The sequence below is a fragment of the Faecalibacterium sp. OF03-6AC genome (genome assembly GCF_003478175.1).
Lineage (GTDB): Bacteria > Bacillota > Clostridia > Oscillospirales > Ruminococcaceae > Faecalibacterium > Faecalibacterium taiwanense.
In genome coordinates, this window is the sequence record NZ_QUEN01000006.1 from 62,530 (window position 1) to 79,249 (window position 16,720).

Below are 16,720 nucleotides of genomic sequence, written 5' to 3' on the forward strand. Positions count from 1 at the left end.
TCTTATTATAATAAATCTTTACGCTGTTTTCAAGATGAAGCGGCTATTTTATCTGTGATTCAGACAACAAAAAAGAGTGAAAGCATTTCAATCTGAAACGCTGTCACTCTTTTTAAGGGCTGCTGCCCTGTTTAATACAAGATTCCTCAAAATGTGATGTCCCTGTTTGCCCAGATACAGCTCCACGATCATCCGTCCGTTTTCGGTGTTGCAGAAATCCTCTCTGCAATAGCCGCAGAGCTTTCCATCTGCCTGTGCCACATATATAAACTGAAAATACCGCTGAGGACATCTTCCAACCGGAAAAGTTCCTCGGCGGTATTCGTTTAGCGGGTGCATTACGGCCTGCGGAGGTTCTTATGCAAAACTTTCTGTCCGCATCAAAGGTATTTCTGGATGGTCGGCACAAGGATATTCATATTGATCGGCTTTGCGATATGATCGTTCATTCCGACATCCAATGCTGCCTGTTTATCTTCGGAAAAAGCATTTGCCGTCATGGCGATGATAGGGATGCCCGCCTTTTGGGGGTCATCCATCCTCCGTATCTTCTTTGCCGCATCGTAGCCGTTCATCACAGGCATCTGGATATCCATAAGGATCATCTGATACGTTCCGTTCGCAGCCTTTTCCAGCATATCCACACATTCCACGCCGTCTTTGGCGCGGTCTACCGTGCAGCCCTCTTCCCGCAGCAGTTCGACGGCGATCTCCGCATTGAGGTCGTTGTCCTCGGTCAGCAGGATCCTTGTACCGCACAGGCACTTTTGATCCGAAGGGTTTGTTTCTCGTTTCGCCTGTGTTTCATCCCCGGACGCAATGCGGCAGGGAATGGTCACAGTAAACTTGGAACCAACACCGATCTTGCTCTCCACTTCCACGGTGCCGCTCATCAGCTCAACCAGTTTTTTCACAATGCCCATTCCGATGCCGCTGCCCTCCACCTTGCTGACGGTGGAAGTACGTTCCCGTTCAAAGGGTTCAAAGATATGCTTCTGGAACTCCTGCGACATTCCGATGCCGTTATCGGCAACCGTGACCACCATATCGCCCCAGCCCTCTTTTTTGCCGGGCTTCTGCGTGACATCGCAGTGGATCGTGCCGCCGGCTCCCGTGTATTTGACCGCGTTGCTGACAAGGTTTGTACAGACCTCGGTCAGGTGCGGAATATCCGCATAGACATACGGATACAGCAGATGTGCTGTCACCGTAAGCGTCTGCCCCTTGCTGTCTGCCTGATTCTGGAACATCGCAACGCAATTACGGAAATCCTTATCGACATCCGAAACAGAATACTCCATCTCCGTCTTGTCATTCTCGATCCGGGCAAGATCCAGAACGTTGTTCAGCAGCATCAGCAGGTTCTGTCCGCACACCTGAATGTTCTCCATGTATTTTTCCAGCTTTGCAGGGTCGTCCAGATGCCGGGAGGCAAGGTCTGCATAGCCGATAATGGCGTTCATGGGCGTGCGGATATCATGCGACATATTGAACAGGAAGGTGGATTTGGCGCGGTTCGCACTCTCCGCGTTTTCCACAGCGACCTGCAATTTTGCATTCAGTTCCTGCGTATCGTTTGCGGCTTTTCTTGCAGCAGCTTCGGCTTTACGCGCCTTCTGGAGCAGCTTCAAAATCGTGAGCAGAACAACTGCAACCGCAATGCTGCTGACCAGCAGAACCATAAAGAAGTTATCCTTTATAAAATCGATCAGGGTAACCTTCCGCGAGGAGCTCTTATACATCGCCAGAGAGCTGGTAAGCATATTGGCTGGCATTGCCTTGATCGTTTTGTTCAGGATGGACAGCAGGCTGCGGTTTCCGCTATTGACCGCAAAGCAGGAATTGGCAGGGTTAGGCAGCGGAACGCTGTAAAAGCCGTATTTCTTACTGTAATTTCCCTCACTGCTGATCCCGGTGACAAAACAGTCTGCCTGTCCGTCCTTGACCAGTTTTATCGCATCCTCCTGTGTATCGCAGTCCACGATTTCCCACTGCGGATAATAAAACGCAATGTACCTTGTTAGGGAAATCTTGTTTTGGGGAACGGCAACGCGGTTCACTTCGTTTTCGATAAAGAGCTGTTTGTTCGTGACCGCCATCATATTGGAGGTCCACGTTGTGTTGGTGCAGGCAACGCGATATTCTTCAGCCAGATTGGGACTCTGGTCGAAATGGAAGACCATGTCGATCTCGCCTGATTTCAGCGCATTGAGTTCCGCCTCTTTGTCGTCATAGCCGACCAGATGGAATTCCAGCTCCTGATTGCCCAGACAATCTGTTGCAAACTGAATATAATCCGTGATTGTCCCGGTAATCTCCCCGGTGGCAGGGTCATAGGTGCTGACGCCGCGATCACTCGTCAGAAAGCCCATTCGGATCGCACCGTGCTTTCTGAGCCACGCCTTTTCCTCTCCCGTAAGGATGGGCTTATAATCCAGCGAGAAATACTTTTTACACAGATCCGCTGTATAAAAAGGAGCCGCTTCGTCCAACGCGCGCATCGCATTGTCCAGTTCTTCCTTGAGATCAGAACGGTCTTTGTTGAGCACATAGTAGATGCTGGATTTTCCCACGCGGGTTATGGTCGAGATGCCAAGCTCTGCCCATAAGGATTCTTCCAGCGAAACAAAGCAGTCGATCTCGTGGTTTGCCAGCTTTTGCTTCACATCCTCGTTGTTGGAGATGTTGACGTGCTGCGTTTTTATGCCGTATTTTTCCTCCCATTCGGTCAGCATCACTTCCGGTTCCGTTCCCATCAGAACACCGACCTTTTTGCCGTTCAGCGTTTTGAAGTTGGAGGCGGAGATGTCTGCACGCGAAAGATCGACGTAGAGGTAATATTTTTCTTCCCCCATCGGCTCGTCCGAAAACAGCATTTCCTCAGCGCGATCCTCCGTATAAGAAATACCGCCCATGATGTCGATTTCGTCGTTTTTGAGCTTTTCGAAGCAGTCTGACCAGTCGCAGGTCACATATTCGAACTGCCAGCCTGTATAGCCGGATAAGGTCTGCAGTAATTCGTAGCCGTAGCCCTTTCTTGCGCCCTTCTCGTTGCAATAGTTGAAGGTGTCCTCAAACGAGCCGACGCGGATGATCTTTATTGGGGCGGTTTCTGCGACAGCCTTCACAGGGAGCACGACTGACAGCAACAGCAGCAGACTCAGCAGCGCACAGACGCTTTTCCGTGTCAGGGAGCGCATGGTTTCGCTCATTCCAGAGTTTTTCATTTCATCCAATCTTTCTCCGCCCTAGACGGTCTCATTCCGTTTTATTTCCATTGCACAGGTTTCAAGAAGTTCATGGCAGCCTTGATCGCATCCTGTTGTCAGCAGCTTTTTGAACAGTATATATACCAACGTATCTAGCATGTATTGTAACATTATGACAGAAGCATTTCAAGAGTTTATGCTTGTGAACACTATTTGGTCAGAAGTTCTGCGAACTCTGCATCCAACTCCTTGACCTTCAGCAGTTTTTGCAGCCCGGCTTCGTCAAAGGCAGCTTTCGCCGCCTTGTGCAGGGTGATTGCCTCCCGGTGAGCTTCCAGAAAGGCCTTGCTGTAATCAGCTTGCGTGAACCACAGCGGAAAGACCCTCATAAGATACAGAAAAGATTTCTGTATTTTTCTTGACAGTTTTCCCATATTCTGTTTTAATACATCTGATAAAAGGGAGTAAAGGGCAGTGTTCCGGCTTATTCTTCGGGAGACTGCTGCATGGCAGCGTCATCACGGCAGAAATGCCCGATGTCATGTGTTCGCTTGAGACTTTTGTCACAGACAAGGTGCTGTGGCAGGAGTCTCTTTTTTCTTGTCACCGTACCGGAGCACAATAGGAGGCAAGAAAACTATGAACTTTCTGAACACATTCGCAAGTCTATTTTCCAATTTTGGAAACCTGACTTGGCAGATGGTGGTGATGTGGGGCATTGGTGCATTGCTCATCTACTTTGCCATCGCCAAAAAGATGGAGCCGAGCCTGCTGCTGCCCATGGGCTTCGGAGCCATTCTGGTCAATCTGCCGCTGTCCGGTGCCATCACGCAGGGCGATACCGTAGGCCCCATTTCCGCCCTGTTTGAAGCAGGCATGTCCAACGAGCTGTTTCCCCTGCTGCTTTTCATCGGCATTGGTGCTATGATCGACTTTGGCCCCCTGCTGGAAAAGCCGTGGCTCATGCTCTTTGGTGCCGCAGCGCAGTTTGGTATTTTCTTCACCCTGTTTCTGGCAGGCTTCTTCTTTGATTTGAAGGATGCTGCTTCCATCGCTGTCATTGGTGCAGCGGACGGTCCCACCGCCATTTTTGTAGCTAACACCCTCAACTCCCAGTACCTTGGTGCCATCATGGTGGCAGCGTACAGTTACATGGCTCTGGTGCCCATCGTGCAGCCGCCGGTCATTAAACTGCTGACCACCCAGAAGGACCGCCGCATCCGGATGCCCTATGAAAAGGGCAATGTCAGCCAGCTGACGAAGATCCTGTTCCCCATTGTGGTAACCATCATTGCCGGTATGGTAGCTCCTGCCAGCGTAGCTCTAGTTGGTTTTCTGATGTTCGGCAACCTGCTGCGGGAGTGCGGCGTACTGAATGCCCTCAGCGAAACCGCGCAGAATGTGCTAGCAAACCTCATCACCATCGTGCTGGGCCTGACCGTGGCCGGACAGATGACCGCTGACAAGTTTGTCCGGCCCGATACCCTGCTCATCCTTGCACTGGGTCTGGTAGCCTTCGTTTTTGATACCGCAGGCGGCGTGCTGTTTGCAAAGCTGCTGAACCTGTTCCTGCCCGAAGGCAAAAAACTGAACCCGATGATCGGTGCAGCCGGCATCTCCGCCTTCCCCATGAGTGGCCGTGTGGTCAACAAGATGGGATTGGAAGAAGATAACCAGAATTTCCTGCTGATGTACTCCATCAGCGTCAACGTTTCGGGGCAGATCGCATCCGTCATTGCAGGCGGCCTGATTCTGACCCTGATGGCTTAACGGAGGTACACTTATGCTTCATCTTTCTTCGTGGATGACCACCCTGCCCATGATGCTCATCGGCATGGTCGGCATTCTTCTCGTCATTGGTGTCATTGTTCTGGCTGTGATGCTGCTCAACCGGCTGACAAGTCGGAAATAATTCATCCCATCAAGTAGAGATGTCAGAACACAAAAACCCCCGAAGAGCTTTTTACGGTTCTCCGGGGGCTGGTTCTATGCGCCGGTGTTCCTCACACCGGTGCACAAACGTTATTCGATTTCAATGAGATTGGGATTCGCAGGCAGAGCCTTCTGCTGCTGCGGTGCGGGCAGCACGATGTGCAGGATGCCATCCTCGAACTTTGCGTGGATGTCCTCCTTCTTCACGGCATCACCCACATAGAAGCTGCGGGCACAGGTACCGGAGAAGGTCTCACGGCGCAGATAACGGCCATCGTTGTCCTTCTCATCATTGGAGTGGCTGCGGACGGCCTGAATGGTCAGGTAGCCGTCGCTCAGTTCCATCTGAACGTCTTCCTTCTTGCAGCCGGGCAGGTCAACAGCCACATCATAGTTGCCATCGGCGGTCTGCTTCACATCGGTTTTCATCATGTTTGCGCCGCGCTTGCCGAAGGCTTCACGCTCTTCACGATTCATTGCACGCTCCAGCGCACCGTCGTTCCAGAACGGATCAAAGAAATCATCGAACAGATTTTCATGGAAAACAGCAGGCATAAACATAAAACAACCCTCCAATCCCGGCGTTCGGGTCGGGCATAAAATCAAGATCGTGCATCAGGAGCGGAGTCTTCCCGGGAGCCTTGCGGTTCCCTCATGCCCCTTTCTCCTGAGCACGCCACTGTTATAACACTGTTTATTAGCAGTGTCAATAGTAGAGTGCTAAAATTCATAAAAGAATAATACTTTTATAATATTTCATGCAATTCTCGGCAAAATCGTTTGCACTGGATTCAATTTTTTCTTCTCTGATCGTAGTCTTTCGCTGTGACAGAACGGATGCAAGCCGTTTCTTCAGAACCAGACGATCCATTGCCCGCGTAAACAATGCAGTTGTCAAAAAGTCTCTCTGTCCTTGCAGCGTCTTGCGTTCTGCCGGTCCACCCGCTATAATAATGTAGAAACCGAGATGAAAAGAGCGTGATATTGTGGAAGAGACCGAGATCAGTCATTTTCTCCACATTCTGGTCCGAATGGGCGAAGCTTTACAAAACAGTGGCGCAGAAGTATTCCGCGTTGAGGACACTTTGAACCGGATCGCAATCGCCTATGGGGCAGAAGATGTGAATGTATTCGTGATCACATCCAGCATCGTGGTCACGCTTACCATGCCCTCGCTGCCGCCGCAGACCGAGACCCGCCGCCTGCGTCACGCTGCCAGCAATGACCTGCTGACATTGGAAAAGCTCAATGCGCTCAGCCGCCGTATCTGCACAGCACCTCCTTCCATAGAAGAGTTTCAGCGCCAGCTGAATGACATTCTGGCACAGCATCCGGACCCAAAACTGCATCTTACCGGCAGTGTGTTGGCTGCTTCCAGTTTTGCCATTTTCTTTGGTGGAAATCTCTGGGACGGCCTGCTGGCCGGCGGTATTGCCGTTCTGATTTGCTGGATGGAGCGCTATCTCTCGCCTTTTTGTATGAATGGCGTAGAATTTCAGTTTATAGCATCATTTCTCAGCGGTGTCTCCACTCTGCTGCTCTGCCGCTTTGGGATGCAGTTTCATGCCGATAAAGTTCTGATTGGCATCATCATGCTGCTGATTCCCGGCATCATGCTGACAAATTCCATCCGGGACATCCTACTTGGGGACATTATTTCCGGCTCTCTTCGGCTGGTGGAAGCCATTCTGATGGCCGCCACCCTTGCACTCGGCATAATGGCCGCCATCTGGTTGATGGGAGGGATTTCCGCATGATACAGGTTTTTTCGCAGTTGCTCAGTGCTGCCCTTGGTTCGGTCGGTTTTGGACTGATCTTCAATCTGAACCGGCGCTACTTACCCGCCGCCGGTGTAGGCGGACTTCTGGCATGGCTGGCTTATCTTCTTGCCGCCAACACCCTGCGCAGCGTCTTTCTTGCCAATCTGTTGGCCGGTTTCTGTACCGCTCTGTATGCCGAAATTCTTGCCCGATGCTGCAATGCACCCTCTACGCCTTTCTTCATCACCGCTGCCATTCCTCTCATTCCCGGAAGCACCCTCTACTACTGCATGAACGCAGTCGTCTCCAATGATTTGTCTGCTGCAGGGCATTTCGGAGAGCAGACCTTTCTGGCCGCTCTTGGAATTGCCGGCGGTATGGCAATCGCATGGTGTCTGGCCGATTTGAGCCGGAAGCTGCACGCACTTGCAATCCGTTCTTCGGGAAAGCAGTGATCTTCCACATTGAAAAATGCCCCTGTCAGCTTTGGTTTCATCCCACACAGCTGACAGGGGCAATATTGTTATAACATTTTGATAAAATCGCTTTTGACGCTCATTCTGAAGGGCTTTCCGGGGAGCCTTTCAGCTCTCCTTTTTTTGCCTTCTCCCGAGCACGCCACTGTTCTATACCGCGCCGTTTATCAGCAGCGTCCATAGCAGAGTGCCAAAGTCCGCAAAAGAATCATACTTTTTTAAATCCATGGAATCTTTTTTATACAAATCACCGTATTTTTTCGTGCAAAAGCCAAATTGTCAATCGGGAACGGATCCTATAACGCCAACTGTGATTGCATCAATAGCCGCTGATGTAGGCGGCAGGGCATCCTGTGCGCTGTAATCCATTTTTCGTTCCTCCCTCATGTGGTTTTCTTCATCCTAAAAAAATGAGATAGGCAACCCCTTTTGGGGAAGTCTATCTCATTTTTTTGTTGGGGCTTTTTTGCAACAGCCCCCCTTTTATAACAACCCTGCCTTACAGTTTGGGAGAAATGCTTAGTGCTTCAGTTCCAGCAGCGCATCGCCCTGCTTTACGGTGCCACTGGCTTTAGCCACGACAGCGGCATAGTCATCAGTATTGCAGACAATGAGCGGCGTAGTCACGGGATAGCCTTCGGCCTTAATGGCTTCCAGTTCAAAGCGGATCAACGGCTGACCTTTCTTTACCTTGTCGCCCTCGTTGACGAGGTAGGTGAAGTGCTTTCCGCCCAGCTTGACCGTATCGATGCCGATGTGCATCAGCAACTCCGCGCCGTCAACGGTGGTCATGCCCACGGCATGGTGGGTGTCGAAGGTGGAAGAGATCTCACCGTCAGCAGGTGCCACCAGTTCACCATCGGTGGGCTCAATGGCAATGCCATCCCCCAGTGCACCGCTGGCAAAGGCTTCATCCTTCACCTCGGCCAGCGGCACTACAGTGCCGTTCAGGCAGGCAGACAGCACGGTATCCTTTGCTGCGGGGGCCGCCGGGGCGGGTGCTGCGGGCGCCGCCGGGGTCTTAGGTACATTTTCCAGATAATCTTCCAGCTTTGCCTTGATGACGGCCACCTTGGGGCCGTATACCACCTGCACACCGTCGCCCTTGCAGATCACGCCGGAGGCACCGGAGGCCTTGAGCACATCCTGTTTGACCAGCGCAACATCCTTGACGGTGCAGCGCAGGCGGGTGGCGCAGCAGTCCACGTCGGACAGGTTGTCGGCACCGCCCAGACCTTCTACGATCAGGGCGCTGACCGGATCATCCCCTGCGGGAGCGGTGCTGCCGGAAGCGGCGCTGCGGGCGTTCACGTCCGCACGGGTGTACAGCTTGACTTCCTCGGCATCGTCACGGCCCGGGGTCTTGTAGTTGAACTTGGAGATCATAAAACGGAAAATGATGTAGTACAGTACAAAGTACACCGCACCGACCACGACCACCCAGATCCAGTGGGTCTTGGCGTTGCCCTGCATCGCGCCGAACAGCACCAGATCGATCAGACCGCCGGAGAAAGTCATGCCCACGCCCACGTTCAGGATATGCATGAGCATGAAGGACAGGCCCGCCAGCACGCAGTGCACGGCGTACATGGGCAGAGCCACAAAGATAAAGGTAAATTCCAGCGGCTCGGTGATGCCGGTGAGGAAGGCGGTCAGGGCTGCGGAAAGCAGCAGGCCGCCTGCCGCCTTTTTCTTTTCCGGCTTGGCGCACTGGTACATCGCCAGCGCCGCGCCGGGCAGACCGAACATCATAAAGGGGAACTTACCGGCCATGAAGCGGGTAGCGCTGACCGAGAACACCGTGGTGGACTTGGAGGCCAGCTCTGCAAAGAAGATGTTCTGGGCGCCGGTCACGGTCACACCGTCGATGATGGCGGTGCCGCCCACAGCGGTCTGCCAGAACGGCATATAGAACACATGGTGCAGGCCGAAGGGGATCAGTGCGCGCTCCAGCAGGCCGTAGATAAAGGTGCCTGCGTAGCCGGAAGCCAGCACCAGTGCGCCCAGCGCAGCAATGCCATTCTGCACCACCGGCCAGATGTAGAACATGGCGATGCCGACCACCAGATACACGATGGAACTGATGATGGGCACAAAGCGGGTGCCGCCGAAGAAGGCCAGCACCTGCGGCAGCTCGATCTTATAGAACTTGTTGTGCAGGGCTGCCACGCCCAGACCGACCACGATACCGCCGAACACGCCCATCTGCAGGGTGGTGATGCCCAGCATGGTGGTGGTGGAGTTGGCGGGCATTGCGTCCACGCCGCCTGCGGCGTTGATCATGGCCTGAATGGCCGTATTCATAATGATATAGGCCACCGCACCGGACAGAGCGGCCACCTCTTTTTCCTTGCGGGCCATGCCGATGGCCACGCCCATGGCGAACAGCAGGGCCAGGTTGTTGAACACGGCGCTGCCGGTCTGGCTCATCACGTCCAGAATGGTGTAGATCAGGGTACCGGGGTGGATGACGCTGTTCAGGCCATAAGCCGCCAGCATCGTCTCGTTGGTGAACGAGCTGCCAATGCCCAGCAGCAGGCCCGCCACGGGCAGCAGTGCAATGGGCAGCATAAAGCTGCGTCCGACACGCTGCAGCACGCCAAAGATCTTGTCTTTCATCTTCAGTTCTCCTTTTCTCAAGTTCGTATCCAGCATATATATCCACACGCAGGCGTGGCCTGCGGAGAATCAAAGGTACGGCAGGCGGGCGGCTTATTTCCCCATCCGAATCCGTTTCAGATGGATCGTAAGGAACACCAGTTCCTCGTCCGAAAGCTCCTTGTGCCAGGTGTTGCGGACATATTCCGCAATGCAGCAGGCGCATTTGTAGTGTTCGCTGCAATTGCGGGCGATCAGGGCGCGGAACACTTCGTCGTGGGTATCGTTTTCCTGCTCCTGTTTTCCTTGAAATACACGTTGCGCAAAAAAGCGCAAATGCACTGTAAAGCGGCTGAAATCCAGCGCATCCCGGTCAAAATGGCAGTCGTAGAAGCACTCCACCACCTGCACGCAGCCGTCCACAAAGCGGGTGACATCGTTCACCACGCTCATGGTGGTGTTGAGCTCCGCATTGACGATGTGCAGGGCGATGAAGCCGCCCTCGTCATCCGAGAGATCTGCCCGGCAGCGCTGGCGGATGATCGCCAGACAGTCCATGCCAAGACGGTACTCCTGCGGATAGAACTCCCGGATCGGTGCCATGAGCGGGTTGGAAAAGCGAATCCCCTGCTCACTGCGCTGGATGGCAAAACTGATATGGTCGGCCAGCGTGATGAGCATGCTCTCGTTCAGCGGGTAATTCACCCGACTGCGGATCATCTCCACCAGCTCGTCGGTGAGCAGCAGATGCTCATAGGGGATCTGTTCCAGCAGCTCCACCAGCTTCTGCTGCACGGCAGGGCTGGTCATGCGGTAGCTGCGCTCCACCTTTCCGGCGTCCAGCTTGTACCCCGGCTTTGCGCCAAAGCCCAGCCCGCGCCCGGTAACGATCAGCTCGCAGCCGGTGGGGTCCACCACCCGCAGGATGTTGTTGTTGATTGGTTTTTTGACGGTATATTGCATCGTTTCTCCTCCTCAGGTTGAAAAAGGCAATAAAAAAAGACCACTCTTGACACAGCAAACATACCGAAGGCTGAAACACGCTTTCGGCTTGTGCTATGCAGAGTTGGTCTAGCCCGCCAAACGGTAACAATCCAACGACGCTGCTCACGTACATTTTTCTTTTTTGTAAGGCACGAACAAATTAAGCACTTGAATGGAAATTTATTCTATGCTTGATTACAATACCATATTCTTTGCGGAGTGTCAAGATGGGAACGGGTTTCTTTTTCACTTTATCAATTTTGCCCAAACTCAGGTGATTTTCTACAGCAGATTGACAAGTAAGAATATTCCTTTTTTGCTTTATATGTGCAGTTGTTTTCAATCGAGATCATTGCGGAGAAAGCTGTGCTCCATCTCGTAACTCATCACCTTCACAAAAATTCTTTTCATTGTTTCTCGTTGCAACCACCTGCTTGGCACACCCTGTTTTCATTTAACTGCGTTTTCTTCTTCCTCAACGACCTGTTCCGCGCATTTCGTTGCACTGGCATACTGCGGATATGCTGTTTCGATGCGGTAGATCTTCCAGGACGCCCGGTTGCCGTCATAGGCAAACTCCACACCGGTATCTACGGTGGCTCTCACAAAATGGATCGCATCCGGGTTTCTTGCCACCAGATTGGCACGCAGACGTTCGCCCGCCGTCAGGCAGGTGGAAATGCCGGTCTGCAGCGCAAAGAGCGTTGCTTCATCCTCCTTGCTCAGACCGAGGAAAACCTTGCAGCGAATGGGCAGATCCTTGCCGCCGTTGCAGGCCCGGCGTGCCTCCACCGTGTTCTGCCCATCAAAGACGTAATAGCGGCCATCCCGAAAGCTGACCTTCGGATCATACTCCTTTTCGCTGATATATAAAAACGCCGTCCGGGTTCCCCCTGAACGGCGTTTGGAAAAGGTTTTGTATGGTCTCTCTTAATTTGCCCCCGGCACCCCTGAGAAAGGGAAACATTCAGGCGGTGGATTTGCACCACTCCATTGGCCTCTCGGCCACCCCGTCTTCTTTATGACCGGGCCGCGAATTACGGAAGTATCATTGTCTGGAAGTACCTGAAGCTGCATATTCAATTTTCAAGGTTCGTCGGCTCCGGTTTCCGTTCCCTCTCGGGCCCGGTCCGTTTCCGTGACATGATTGTATCGTACTTTCGCAGAAAAGTTTATGGACTTGTAGTCCAAGTTGCCCACCCTCTTAGTCCAAGTTCTGGGATACAACAGACAAAAAAGAGGAGTTGAGTCCATTCATCAGACTCAACTCCTAAGTAAGACGAGAAAATTCGTCTTTCTGTTAATTGTCAAAGGTGCATTTTCCGCTCGACTTCATAACGCAATCGAGATATTACACTTATAGGATAGCATAATTTAAAATTGCCACTTTCTAATAGTCCCCTGATGTCAAGATATCACAGCGCAAAAAGAGTGTCAACAAATTATTTATTGACAGATTTTCAATGAAACATCCAACTTTTTGAATTGCGCTGTTCCATCACTCACCGCTGCAAAAAACTTGCATTTTGTTCCACATCTACTATACTAAAGGATGTATCGATTATTCTTGAAAGAAAGCGGATGCTATGGAATTTCAAATGAAGTTAAAGCGATTTCTCAAACAGGAGACCGTTCTTTCGGTCGCCGCCGTACTGGCCGTGCTCTCCATGTTCTTTGTGCCGCCGGATGCAGACTACCTCGGTTACATCGACCTGCGCACGCTCGCTATTCTATTTTCCCTAATGACCATCATGGCCGGACTGCGGCGGCAGGGCGTTTTTGACCGGATGGGCCGGGCGCTGTTGGCACGGACCGGCAGCACCTTGCAGCTGGTGCTCGTTCTGGTCGGACTGTGCTTCTTCGGGAGCATGATCATCACCAACGACGTTTCCCTGCTGACCTTTGTCCCCTTTACCTTTGTGGTGCTGAGCGGCCTTGCGCCGGACACCCGCCGGGCGCTGACCATCCCGGTGGTGTGCATGCAGACCATCGCGGCCAACCTTGGCAGTATGCTCACGCCCATCGGCAACCCACAGAACCTCTACCTCTATGGCAAAAGCGGAATGAGCATGGCGGAGTTCCTCCTGCTCATGTTCCCCTACACGGTCGTTTCTCTGCTGCTTCTGGTGGGCTGGGCGGTCATGGTTTGCCGCAAACAGGCATCCTCCTGCATCGGTGCGCTCCCGGAGCAGCCGAACACCACCGCAGACCGGAAAATCATCCTGCTGGATGTGGTGCTGTTTGCGGTCTGTCTGCTGGCGGTCGTCCGGGTATTGCCCTACGGCGTTGCCTTTTCCGCTGTGCTGGTCTGTACCCTCTGCGCTGACCGCTCCACTCTCCGCAATGTGGATTACTCCCTGCTGCTGACCTTTGTGGCATTCTTCGTTTTCATCGGCAATCTGGGGCGCATCCCGGCCTTTTCGGGCTGGCTGCAAGCCATCCTCGCCGGGCGGGAAGTGCTGGTGGCAGTTCTGGCTTCGCAGGTCACCAGCAATGTTCCCGCTGCCCTGCTCCTGTCCGGGTTCACGGATGAAACCGCCGCGCTTATCATCGGCACGAATCTCGGCGGCCTTGGCACCCTGATCGCGTCCATGGCCAGCCTGATTTCCTACCGCCAGATCGCGCGGGAGCTGCCGGAGGAAAAAGGCCGCTACTTCAAGCTGTTCACCCTGTCCAACCTGATTTTTCTGGTGATCCTGCTGGCTGAATGGAGGATCTTCGGGCGATAAGACCGAAACGTGGAGGTTCCGAAATGAAGTATCGTATTGTCACGGCTGCACAGATGAAGGCCATCGAACAGGCCGGAAATGCTCACGGCCTGCCCTATCTGCAGATGATGGAGAACGCCGGGCTTGCAGCCTACGCCGAACTGAAAAACGTCCTTCCGCAGCCCGGCTCTCTGCTGGTGGTCTGCGGAAAGGGCAACAACGGCGGGGACGGTTTTGTCATCGCCCGCGCCGCCGCAAAAGAGGGCTGGAAGGTGACCGTCCTTCTGGCCGAGGGTGAGCCGAAAACGCCCGATGCCATCACAAATTTTGAACGCCTGCACGGTCTGCCGGTGGAAATTTGCTCCGACGGCTCCGGGCTTTCGCATGAACCATTTACTGCTGTCGTGGATGCGCTCTACGGCACCGGATTCCATGGCAGTCTGCGTCCTTCCGGCCTTGCCGCCTGTGCGCTGATGAATTGTCAACACGAAAACGGCGCGTTTGTTCTGGCAGTAGACCTGCCCAGCGGCATCAACACCGACACCGGCGAGGTGGCCGAAGGTGCTGTCCGCGCCGACCTGACCGTCACCTTTGACAGTTACAAGCCGTTGCACACGGCAGTATCGTCCGCACCGCTCTGCGGCAAAATCGTCTGTGACGACATCGGCATCCGAGACGAGTGGCACCCGGTGTTTTAATGGGAGGTGGTCATCCTGCACGATATCTGGAATCCGTGGCACGGCTGCGGCAAATGCCTGTGACAGCTCTGAAACAACGCACGTCCCCTCCGTGCAGGCCTGGATCTCACGTTCCGGGTATCTGCGCGGAAGGGACGTTTCGTTTTATCAGAGTTTTGTCATCCACAGGCCGGGAGCCATCGGTTCCTTTTTCAGGAAATGGCATAGAACTGCTTCATAAACGCAAAAAAGTGCGCCGTCTGTTCCGACATAAACTGTGTGGAAGAATACACGATATAGAGTTTCCGCAAGAAAGCCGACTGTTCCAGAGGAATGATCAACAGCTTTCCAAGCTGTGCATCGTTCTGAACCGTTGCGCGGGAAAGGATGGAGATGCCCATCCCCAGTGTGATGCAGCGGATCAGCGAAGCGGCATCATCCATTACAGCGATCACATTCAGATCGTCCAGCGAAAGTCCCCGGTTTTTCAGATAATAGAGCGTTTCCTGTTTTGTCCCCGAAGTATCCTCCCGCAGGAGAAATGGTTCTTTTAGCAGCATGGAAACCGGATCTTTCAATTCCAGGCAGGCCTGAAAATGCGGTGTAGCCGGGGCCGCGATCACAAGTTCATCCGAAGTGACCGGCAGAAAGCGGCAGGGTGTATCCGAAATTTTCGTGCCGACCAGCCCGATATCGCAGGTTCCATCTGTTACTTTCCGAATGACATCCAGACTGTCCGAGCAGCTGGTACGGAAGCGGACATCCGGCATTTCCTGATGGTACGCCGACAGCAGTTCCGGCAGAAGATAGAGGGACGGAACGGAGGAAACACCGATGTGCAGCAGCTTCTGATTTTTATCGGAAAGTTCCAGAATCGCTTTCTGCTGGAGATTCAGGATCTCAGCTGCGTAGTTGTAAAGGGTCTGCCCTGCGGGCGTGACCGACAAACTCTTGGTCGTTCGCTTCAAAAGCTGTGTATGAAGTTCTTTTTCTAGATTGTTGATATGCGAACTGACGGTCGGCTGCGAAAGATAAAGCTTTTGAGCCGCAAGGGAAAAACTCTGGTATTTTACGGTATACACAAAGGCTTCCAGTTGGCGGATATCCATGCTGCGCTCCTTTTTTGTGCTGAAAAGGCTTTTTCTTCTATTATAGTTTCATTCATCGATTATATCAATAAGTACATACATATTATCAATAAAATCAATTTCACCTGAAAAATCGTGTGTGTTATACTGAACTGGTAAAGTTCACCCGCTAAAAAAGGAGGCAATCATGAAATTATTCGACAAAACATGGAAGCTGGCCTTGTCCGGTGTGGTCATCGGACTTCTGGTCATGCTTCTGGCCATGTCTGGCAACCCGGCCAACATGGCAATCTGCGTGGCCTGTTTCATCCGCGACGCGGCAGGCGCGCTCAAACTGCACACCGCTGCACCCGTTCAGTATTTCCGCCCTGAGATCGTCGGCTTTGTCTGCGGCTCGTTCCTGATTTCCATGGCAACCAAAGAGTATCGCTCTACCGCCGGTTCTGCGCCGATGGTGCGTTTTCTGCTGGGTGCCGTTATGATGATCGGTGCACTGGTCTTTCTGGGCTGCCCGCTGCGCATGGTGCTACGGATGTCTGCCGGTGACCTGAATGCGTATGTGGCGCTCATCGGCTTTGCTGGCGGTGTCGCCACTGGCTCCTGCTTCTTGAAAAAAGGCTTTTCTCTGGGAAGAGCCTATGAAACCAAGTCGCTCAGCGGTGCGGTGCTGCCGGTTCTGCTGGCTGCTCTGCTGGTGATTGGTGTGGCAACGGGTGCTTATGCGGCAAGCACGGAAGGCCCCGGCAGCAAGCACGCTCCGCTGCTGCTGGCACTGATGGTCGCGTTGGTCATCGGTGCCCTCGCACAGAAAAGCCGTATGTGCTTTGCCGGAAGCATCCGCGATGTGATCCTGATGAAGAATTTCGACCTGCTCAGCATTATTGCCGCGCTGTTTGCGGTCATGACCATTTATAACATTGCCACCAGCAATTTCCATCTGAGCTTCTCCGGCCAGCCCATTGCACATTCGCAGCATCTGTGGAACATCCTTGGCATGTACGTTGTCGGTTTTGCAGCGGTATTGGCCGGTGGCTGCCCGCTGCGTCAGCTGATCCTTGCAGGGCAGGGTTCCTCCGACAGCGCGGTAACGTTCCTCGGTATGCTTCTGGGTGCCGCTTTTGCACACAATTTTAATCTGGTCGGCAGCGCCGCCAAAGCTGCCACAGCGACCGATGCCGCTGTTCCCGGTGGCCCGGCCATGCCCGGCAAGATTGCAGTCATCGTTTGCATTGTACTGTTGTTTATGATTGCAGCAACCAACCTGCGCCGTAAAAAAGCGGCAAAGTGA

Annotated in this window: 13 protein-coding genes and 1 pseudogene; 7 read left to right on the forward strand and 7 right to left on the reverse strand. The window is 53.2% G+C overall.

Translation table 11 applies throughout. The features are described from left to right. Nucleotides 1-380: 380 nt before the first annotated feature. Together DXA66_RS08320 and DXA66_RS08325 are read right to left on the reverse strand one after the other, a co-directional pair. Nucleotides 381-3,227, reverse strand: a complete 2,847-nt coding sequence (locus tag DXA66_RS08320) for an ATP-binding protein (RefSeq protein WP_118528143.1) — start codon at nucleotides 3,225-3,227, stop codon at nucleotides 381-383. A 194-nt stretch (nucleotides 3,228-3,421) separates the two neighbouring features. Beyond that, a pseudogene (locus DXA66_RS08325) lies at nucleotides 3,422-3,568 on the reverse strand (relaxase); the annotation flags it as partial. 280 nt (nucleotides 3,569-3,848) lie between these two features. Between DXA66_RS08325 and DXA66_RS08330 the strand changes: the two are divergent. Continuing rightward, nucleotides 3,849-4,979, forward strand: coding sequence for a sodium ion-translocating decarboxylase subunit beta (locus tag DXA66_RS08330; protein ID WP_118528145.1), 1,131 nt, complete (start codon nucleotides 3,849-3,851; stop codon nucleotides 4,977-4,979). 13 nt (nucleotides 4,980-4,992) lie between these two features. Beyond that, a complete protein-coding gene (locus DXA66_RS08335; protein ID WP_097782029.1) occupies nucleotides 4,993-5,121 on the forward strand; it encodes an oxaloacetate decarboxylase in 129 nt (42 codons plus the stop codon). A 110-nt stretch (nucleotides 5,122-5,231) separates the two neighbouring features. Here the strand turns inward: DXA66_RS08335 and DXA66_RS08340 are convergent, their stop codons facing one another. Beyond that, nucleotides 5,232-5,702, reverse strand: coding sequence for an Hsp20/alpha crystallin family protein (locus DXA66_RS08340; RefSeq protein ID WP_097778265.1), 471 nt, complete (start codon nucleotides 5,700-5,702; stop codon nucleotides 5,232-5,234). A gap of 425 nt (nucleotides 5,703-6,127) precedes the next feature. Between DXA66_RS08340 and DXA66_RS08345 the strand changes: the two genes are divergently transcribed. After that, nucleotides 6,128-6,898, forward strand: a complete 771-nt coding sequence (locus DXA66_RS08345) for a threonine/serine exporter family protein (RefSeq protein ID WP_118528147.1) — start codon at nucleotides 6,128-6,130, stop codon at nucleotides 6,896-6,898. Continuing rightward, a complete protein-coding gene (locus DXA66_RS08350) occupies nucleotides 6,895-7,356 on the forward strand; it encodes a threonine/serine exporter family protein (protein WP_097778267.1) in 462 nt (153 codons plus the stop codon). The genes DXA66_RS08345 and DXA66_RS08350 overlap by 4 nt, the downstream gene beginning before the upstream one ends. Before the next feature lie 540 nt (nucleotides 7,357-7,896). On the opposite strand, the gene DXA66_RS08355 is transcribed toward DXA66_RS08350, so the two are convergent. The 3 genes from DXA66_RS08355 to DXA66_RS08365 all read right to left on the reverse strand — a co-directional run bounded on the left by DXA66_RS08355 (nucleotide 7,897) and on the right by DXA66_RS08365 (nucleotide 11,826). Beyond that, nucleotides 7,897-9,996 (reverse strand): PTS transporter subunit IIABC, encoded by a 2,100-nt coding sequence (locus DXA66_RS08355; RefSeq protein ID WP_118528149.1) that lies wholly within the window; start codon nucleotides 9,994-9,996, stop codon nucleotides 7,897-7,899. A gap of 93 nt (nucleotides 9,997-10,089) precedes the next feature. Next, nucleotides 10,090-10,938, reverse strand: a complete 849-nt coding sequence (locus tag DXA66_RS08360; protein WP_097778269.1) for a PRD domain-containing protein — start codon at nucleotides 10,936-10,938, stop codon at nucleotides 10,090-10,092. A gap of 471 nt (nucleotides 10,939-11,409) precedes the next feature. Then, complete coding sequence (locus tag DXA66_RS08365) at nucleotides 11,410-11,826, reverse strand: DUF6551 family protein (protein ID WP_347562868.1); 417 nt, start codon at nucleotides 11,824-11,826, stop codon at nucleotides 11,410-11,412. Nucleotides 11,827-12,557: 731 nt separating this feature from the next. Here DXA66_RS08365 and DXA66_RS08370 point away from each other — a divergent pair. After that, nucleotides 12,558-13,688, forward strand: coding sequence for an SLC13 family permease (locus tag DXA66_RS08370; protein ID WP_118528333.1), 1,131 nt, complete (start codon nucleotides 12,558-12,560; stop codon nucleotides 13,686-13,688). Nucleotides 13,689-13,711: 23 nt separating this feature from the next. Then, nucleotides 13,712-14,365, forward strand: a complete 654-nt coding sequence (locus DXA66_RS08375) for an NAD(P)H-hydrate epimerase (RefSeq protein WP_118528151.1) — start codon at nucleotides 13,712-13,714, stop codon at nucleotides 14,363-14,365. 191 nt (nucleotides 14,366-14,556) lie between these two features. Here the strand turns inward: DXA66_RS08375 and DXA66_RS08380 are convergent, their stop codons facing one another. Next, nucleotides 14,557-15,453, reverse strand: coding sequence for a selenium metabolism-associated LysR family transcriptional regulator (locus DXA66_RS08380; RefSeq protein ID WP_118528153.1), 897 nt, complete (start codon nucleotides 15,451-15,453; stop codon nucleotides 14,557-14,559). 166 nt (nucleotides 15,454-15,619) lie between these two features. On the opposite strand from DXA66_RS08380, the gene yedE reads away from it, so the two are divergent. Beyond that, nucleotides 15,620-16,720: a YedE family putative selenium transporter gene (gene yedE, locus DXA66_RS08385; protein ID WP_118528155.1), complete on the forward strand. Its 1,101-nt coding sequence runs from the start codon at nucleotides 15,620-15,622 to the stop codon at nucleotides 16,718-16,720.

What these genes read in the sequence shown, in the direction of transcription:
- DXA66_RS08330 (WP_118528145.1), top strand. Translation starts at nt 3,849, where the DNA reads ATGAACTTTCTGAACACATTCGCAAGTCTATTTTCCAATTTTGGAAAC.
- DXA66_RS08335 (WP_097782029.1), top strand. Translation starts at nt 4,993, where the DNA reads ATGCTTCATCTTTCTTCGTGGATGACCACCCTGCCCATGATGCTCATC.
- DXA66_RS08375 (WP_118528151.1), top strand. Translation starts at nt 13,712, where the DNA reads ATGAAGTATCGTATTGTCACGGCTGCACAGATGAAGGCCATCGAACAG.
- DXA66_RS08350 (WP_097778267.1), top strand. Translation starts at nt 6,895, where the DNA reads ATGATACAGGTTTTTTCGCAGTTGCTCAGTGCTGCCCTTGGTTCGGTC.
- DXA66_RS08340 (WP_097778265.1), bottom strand. Translation starts at nt 5,702, where the DNA reads ATGTTTATGCCTGCTGTTTTCCATGAAAATCTGTTCGATGATTTCTTT.
- DXA66_RS08370 (WP_118528333.1), top strand. Translation starts at nt 12,558, where the DNA reads ATGAAGTTAAAGCGATTTCTCAAACAGGAGACCGTTCTTTCGGTCGCC.
- DXA66_RS08355 (WP_118528149.1), bottom strand. Translation starts at nt 9,996, where the DNA reads ATGAAAGACAAGATCTTTGGCGTGCTGCAGCGTGTCGGACGCAGCTTT.
- DXA66_RS08320 (WP_118528143.1), bottom strand. Translation starts at nt 3,227, where the DNA reads ATGAAAAACTCTGGAATGAGCGAAACCATGCGCTCCCTGACACGGAAA.
- yedE (WP_118528155.1), top strand. Translation starts at nt 15,620, where the DNA reads ATGAAATTATTCGACAAAACATGGAAGCTGGCCTTGTCCGGTGTGGTC.
- DXA66_RS08360 (WP_097778269.1), bottom strand. Translation starts at nt 10,938, where the DNA reads ATGCAATATACCGTCAAAAAACCAATCAACAACAACATCCTGCGGGTG.
- DXA66_RS08380 (WP_118528153.1), bottom strand. Translation starts at nt 15,453, where the DNA reads ATGGATATCCGCCAACTGGAAGCCTTTGTGTATACCGTAAAATACCAG.